The organism is Brevundimonas sp., assembly GCF_013823285.1.
In the GTDB taxonomy this organism is placed as follows: domain Bacteria; phylum Pseudomonadota; class Alphaproteobacteria; order Caulobacterales; family Caulobacteraceae; genus Brevundimonas.
This window is the reverse complement of the sequence record NZ_PNLV01000142.1, coordinates 1-5044: the sequence shown is the minus strand read 5'-3', so window position 1 is coordinate 5044 and position 5044 is coordinate 1. Positions and strand designations below refer to the sequence as shown.

Annotated in this window: 7 protein-coding genes; 5 read left to right on the top strand and 2 right to left on the bottom strand. The window is 70.2% G+C overall.

The annotated features are described in order from the left end of the window. Together C0461_RS13390 and C0461_RS13385 are read right to left on the bottom strand one after the other, a co-directional pair. The coding region (locus C0461_RS13390) for a DUF2946 family protein (RefSeq protein ID WP_292107699.1) at window positions 1-337 on the bottom strand (337 nt) is incomplete at its 3' end. 59 nt (window positions 338-396) lie between these two features. After that, the gene (locus C0461_RS13385) at window positions 397-957 is read right to left on the bottom strand and encodes a DUF2061 domain-containing protein (RefSeq protein WP_292107697.1); all 561 of its coding nucleotides are present in this window, start codon (window positions 955-957) and stop codon (window positions 397-399) included. Window positions 958-1084: 127 nt separating this feature from the next. On the opposite strand from C0461_RS13385, the gene guaB reads away from it, so the two are divergent. The 5 genes from guaB to C0461_RS13360 all read left to right on the top strand — a co-directional run. Then, window positions 1085-2542, top strand: coding sequence for an IMP dehydrogenase (guaB, locus tag C0461_RS13380; protein ID WP_292107695.1), 1458 nt, complete (start codon window positions 1085-1087; stop codon window positions 2540-2542). A 17-nt stretch (window positions 2543-2559) separates the two neighbouring features. Next, the gene (locus tag C0461_RS13375; protein ID WP_292107694.1) at window positions 2560-2952 is read left to right on the top strand and encodes an MAPEG family protein; all 393 of its coding nucleotides are present in this window, start codon (window positions 2560-2562) and stop codon (window positions 2950-2952) included. 9 nt (window positions 2953-2961) lie between these two features. Continuing rightward, window positions 2962-4266, top strand: a complete 1305-nt coding sequence (locus C0461_RS13370; protein WP_292107693.1) for an RsmB/NOP family class I SAM-dependent RNA methyltransferase — start codon at window positions 2962-2964, stop codon at window positions 4264-4266. After that, window positions 4263-4964 (top strand): 5'-methylthioadenosine/S-adenosylhomocysteine nucleosidase, encoded by a 702-nt coding sequence (locus C0461_RS13365; protein WP_292107692.1) that lies wholly within the window; start codon window positions 4263-4265, stop codon window positions 4962-4964. Before C0461_RS13370 ends, C0461_RS13365 begins: the two co-directional genes overlap by 4 nt. Beyond that, window positions 4961-5044: hypothetical protein (locus C0461_RS13360; RefSeq protein ID WP_292107700.1), on the top strand; the 84-nt coding region annotated here is incomplete at its 3' end. The genes C0461_RS13365 and C0461_RS13360, both read left to right, overlap by 4 nt.

Genomic DNA, 5044 nt, shown 5'->3' with positions numbered 1-5044 from the left:
CCGGGGGCGGCGCGGTCTGGGCGGCGGTGATCCAGGCGACCGTGGTCGCGGGACGGATGACCGGCAGCGGTTGAGGCGGCGAAGGCGGGGGCAGGGCGGGCGTGTGGGCGGCGATGCAGACGGCGCAGGCCGCGTCGGCGAGGCCCGTGGTCTGATCCCCGTCGCCGCCGACGCGGATGGTGCGCGGACCCTCCGCTGAGCACATGACGATGGGCCGACCGTCGCGCGAGCCCGCGAGGGCGGCGGAAGGCAGCAGGGTGCCGAGCACGACGGCGAAGACCGCGGCCAGGAAGGCCAGCGATCGCCACAGCGACCATGTGTCCGCGCGCGAGGTCATGGATGGGTGGATAGCGCAGCCGTATCCCGAAGCCCAGCGACAGGGCGTCGCGGCCGCTGTCAGGCGGCGGCCAGTTCGCGCTCCCGGGCGCGTCTGGCCTCGATGCGGGCCCAGATGCGGTCGTGAACGGTGAAAAACACCGTCTGCACGATGGGCTCGATCAGGCCGATGGCCAGGGCCAGACGCCAGTTGAAGCCGGTCAGCACATAAGCCACCGCGACCGCCACGGCGAAGTGCATGACGCTGTAGGTGAAGGTCTTCATGGCGATCTGCCGCAAGGAGGTCGGCAGGGCGTGGCTGTGGCCATGATGCCCGCCGCCGTGGCCATGGGCGCGGCTCTGTTCGCGGGCGTTCATGACATCCAGACGGGCGGTGACGGCCTCGGCGGTTTCTTCCACGCCGGAGCGCATCTTGCGCCGCTCGATGCGGTGCCAGACCCGGTCGTGGACCGAATAGGCGATGGTCTGGAAGAAGGGCTCGATCAGACCGACGGCCAGGGCGATGCGCCAGTCCCGGGTGATGGCGTAGGCCACGATGACGGCCACAACCAGGTGCATCACGCCGTAGGTGGCGACCTTGAGCGCAAGCGCCTTCACCGATCTGACGATTGCCCGGACCATTTTCAACAAATGGCCCCGAGGCGGCGGAGTTGCAACGACAATTCCTTTTATCGCCTCCACAGGCCGCGCCGGGCTTCCGTTTCGCGGCGCAGCAAGCTATACGCGCCCCGCAAAACGGAGACTCCCCATGGAGATACGCGAAGGCCTGACCTTCGATGATGTTTTGCTCGAACCCGGTCCGTCCGCGTTCATGCCGGCCGAGGTCGATGTGTCGACCCGGCTGACCCGCGACATCAAGCTGAACATCCCCCTGCTGTCGTCCGCCATGGACACGGTGACCGAGACGCGGCTGGCCATCGCCATGGCCCAGGCCGGCGGTCTGGGCGTGCTGCACCGGAACATGACCATCGAGGAGCAGGCCGATCAGGTCCGCGCCGTGAAGCGCTATGAAAGCGGCATGGTGGTCAATCCGGTGACGGTGTCGCCCGACACGACCCTGGGCGAGGTGCGCGAGATCGTGGCCCGCAAGAAGATCACCGGCTTCCCGGTCGTTGATCCGAAGACCGGCAAGCTGGTGGGGATGCTGACCAACCGCGACATGCGGTTCGAGAGCGATGCCAACGTCAAGGCGGCCAGCCTGATGACCACCGGCGAGCTGGTCACCGTCCGCGAGGGCGCCGGTCGTGATGAGGCGCGCGAACTGCTGCGCACCCGCAAGATCGAGCGGGTCATCGTGGTGGACGAGGACTATCGGGCCGTCGGCCTGATCACCATGAAGGACATCGAGAAGGCCCAGGCCTTCCCCCACGCGGCCAAGGACGATCAGGGCCGCCTGCTGGTGGGCGCGGCCTCGACGGTCGGCGATGCGGGCTTCGAGCGGGCCATGGCGCTGGCGGAAGCGGGCGCCGACGTGGTGGTGATCGACACCGCCCACGGCCACTCGGCCTCGGTGGCGGCGGTGGTGGAGCGCATAAAGCGCGAGAGCAACCGCATCCAGATCATCGCGGGCAATGTGGCCACCTATGACGCCACCCGGGCCCTCATCGATGCGGGCGCGGACGCGGTGAAGGTGGGCATCGGGCCGGGCAGCATCTGCACCACCCGCATCGTGGCGGGGGTGGGCGTGCCCCAACTGACCGCCGTGATGGAATCCGCGCGGGCCGCCCGGGACTCCGGCGCGCCGGTGATCGCCGACGGCGGCATCAAATATTCGGGCGATCTGGCCAAGGCCATCGCGGCGGGCGCCAGCGTGGCCATGATGGGCTCCATGTTCGCCGGCACCGACGAGAGCCCCGGCGAGGTGTTTCTGTATCAGGGCCGGTCCTACAAATCCTATCGCGGCATGGGCTCGGTGGGCGCCATGGCCCGGGGCTCGGCGGACCGGTACTTCCAGAAGGAAGTCTCGTCCGAGAAGCTGGTGCCCGAGGGCATCGAGGGCCAGACCCCGTACAAGGGTCCGATCGCGCCGGTGCTGCACCAGATGGTGGGCGGGCTGCGGGCGGCCATGGGCTATGTGGGCGGCGCCTCGATCCCCGACTTCCAGTCGCGGGCGAAATTCGTGCGCATCACCAACGCCGGGCTGCGTGAAAGCCATGTGCACGACGTGATGATCACCCGCGAAGCGCCGAACTATCGGCAGGGCTAGGGCCGGGGAGGGCCGCCATGACCATCGAACTGACCTATCTGGCGGCTGCCCTGATCCTGGCGCTGGTGCAGATCCTGCTTCCGGCGGCGGGGCGCACGGCGAAGTACGGGTTGAAGTGGAACGCCGGGCCGCGCGATGCGGACGTGCCGCCGCCGGGCCGGGTGACCGGGCGGCTGGAGCGGGCCGAGGCCAATCTGTACGAGACCCTGCCGCTGTTCATCGGGGCCGTGCTGATCGCCCATGTGGCGGGCCGCGCCGGGCCGCTGACCGAGTGGGGCGCGGCGCTCTATTTCTGGGCCCGGCTGATCTATATCCCGCTGTACGCCTTCGGCGTGCCCTTCGTGCGATCGCTGGTCTGGGTGGTCTCGCTGATCGGCCTGATCATGATCCTCGCCGCCCTGTTCATCTGAAAGATCTGAGTGACCCCAGCCGCCCGCCTGTCCGCCGCCGCCTCGATCCTCGACTCCCTTGCCCAGGGCCGTCAGCCGGCCGAGGTCGTGCTGAAGGAATGGGGCCGCGCGAACCGCTATGCGGGGTCCGGGGACCGCCGCGCCATCGCCGACCGGGTGTACCGGGTGATCCGCGCGCGGGCGCGGCTGGTCTGGGCCATGGGCGGGCGTGAGGACGGGCGGGCGCTGGTGATCGGCTCGCTGGCCCTGATCGACGGCATGCCGCTGGAGGAGATCGAGGCCCTGCACTCGGGCGACGGCTACGGGCCCAAGCCCCTGTCGAAACAGGAGCGCGCGCGGATCACGGCGCCGGAAGGCCAGCCGCCGGGCTGGATCGCCTCGGGCCTGCCGGAATTCGTGGTGGAGGATTTCAAGGCGACCTTCGGCGACCGCTGGGCCGAGGAGGCCGAGGGGCTGATGAGCCCGCGCGCGCCCATCGACCTGCGGGTCAATGGCGCGAAGACGAGCGTGGAGGCGGCGGAGGCCGAACTGCGCGAGGCCGGACTGTCGCCCGAGCGCACGCCGTGGTCGGTCTGGGGCCTGCGTCTGGCCGCCGAGCCGCCGCCGAACGTGCAGGCGCTGGAAGGCTTCAAGGGCGGGCGCTTCGAGATTCAGGACGAGGGCAGCCAGATGGTCTGCTGGCTGTCGGGCGGCGGGCTGGAACTGTCGGGCGCGGTGGTGGTGGACTATTGCGCCGGCGGGGGCGGCAAGACCCTGGGGCTGGCGCAACAGGGGGTCGGCAAACTGATCGCCGCCGACATCAGCATGAAGCGTCTGGACGCCATCCGGCCGCGGCTGGAGCGGGCGGGCGTGGCGGCGGAGCTGCGGCTGCTGGGCGCCGACGGCGAGGGTGTCGAGGATCTGGTCGGCGGGGCCGATCTGGTGCTGGTGGACGCGCCGTGTTCGGGCTCGGGCACCTGGCGGCGGCGGCCCGAGGATGCGTGGCGTCTGAAGGCCGACGAGGTCGAGCGGCTGCACAGGCTGCAGCTGGCGATCCTCGGCCGGGCAGCGGCGCTGGTGAAGCCGGGCGGGCGGCTGGTCTATGTGACCTGTTCCATGCTGACCGGCGAGAACGAAAAGACGGCGGACGCCTTCGAGACGGCGCATGAGGATTTCCGGCCGGTGGCCGTGGGCGACGCCTTGAGCAATCCGGCTTTCAGTGATGCGGCGCGGGCGCAGCTGGCCGGGTTCGCCAATGGGCACAGGCTGCGGCTCAGCCCGGCCACCAGCGGCACCGACGGCTTCTTCGCGGCGCTTTACGAGCGCGCCGGATGAGCGGACGGATCCAGCGCTGGGGCGGGCTTTCCGTGCTGCCGGTGATGGCGGCGCCGGCGGAGTATGGCGTGCATCTGCAGGCGCGCATCCAGCCGCTAATGACCGGGGTCGGCCCGGTGGAGGCGGCGGTGGCGCTGACCGCCGCGCTGGGGCGGATGGCGGCGGACGGGGCCCTGCCGGACCTGATCGTATCGCTGGGCTCGTGCGGCTCGCGGACGCTGGAACATGCGGCGGTCTATCAGGCGTCATCGGTGAGCTACCGCGACATGGACGCCAGCCCGCTGGGGTTTGCGAAGGGTGTGACGCCGCTTCTGGACCTGCCCGCCGTGCTGCCCCTGCCGTGCCCGATCCCGGGCGTGCCGTGCGCCAGCCTGTCGACGGGCGGGGACGTCATCTCGGGCGGAGCTTATGACGCCATCGAGGCCGACATGGTGGACATGGAGACCTGGGCCCTGCTGCGCGCGGCCCAGACCTTCGGCGTGCCCCTGATCGCCCTGCGCGGGGTGTCCGACGGGCGGGCCGAGCTGAAGGCGCTGGAGGACTGGACCTCGACCTTGCACCATGTGGACGAGAACCTCGCCATCGCGCTGGACGCCCTGATCGCGCGGCTGGAGGCTGACGGTCTCGCCGCCCTTGAAATTCTCGCCTCTGACCGCCTAGACCCCGCCCATTCCCTCGCCCCGGATTCGACCGCATGACCACCCAGCACCAGAAAGTCCTCATCGTCGATTTCGGCAGCCAGGTGACGCAGCTGATCGCGCGGCGGCTGCGCGAGGCG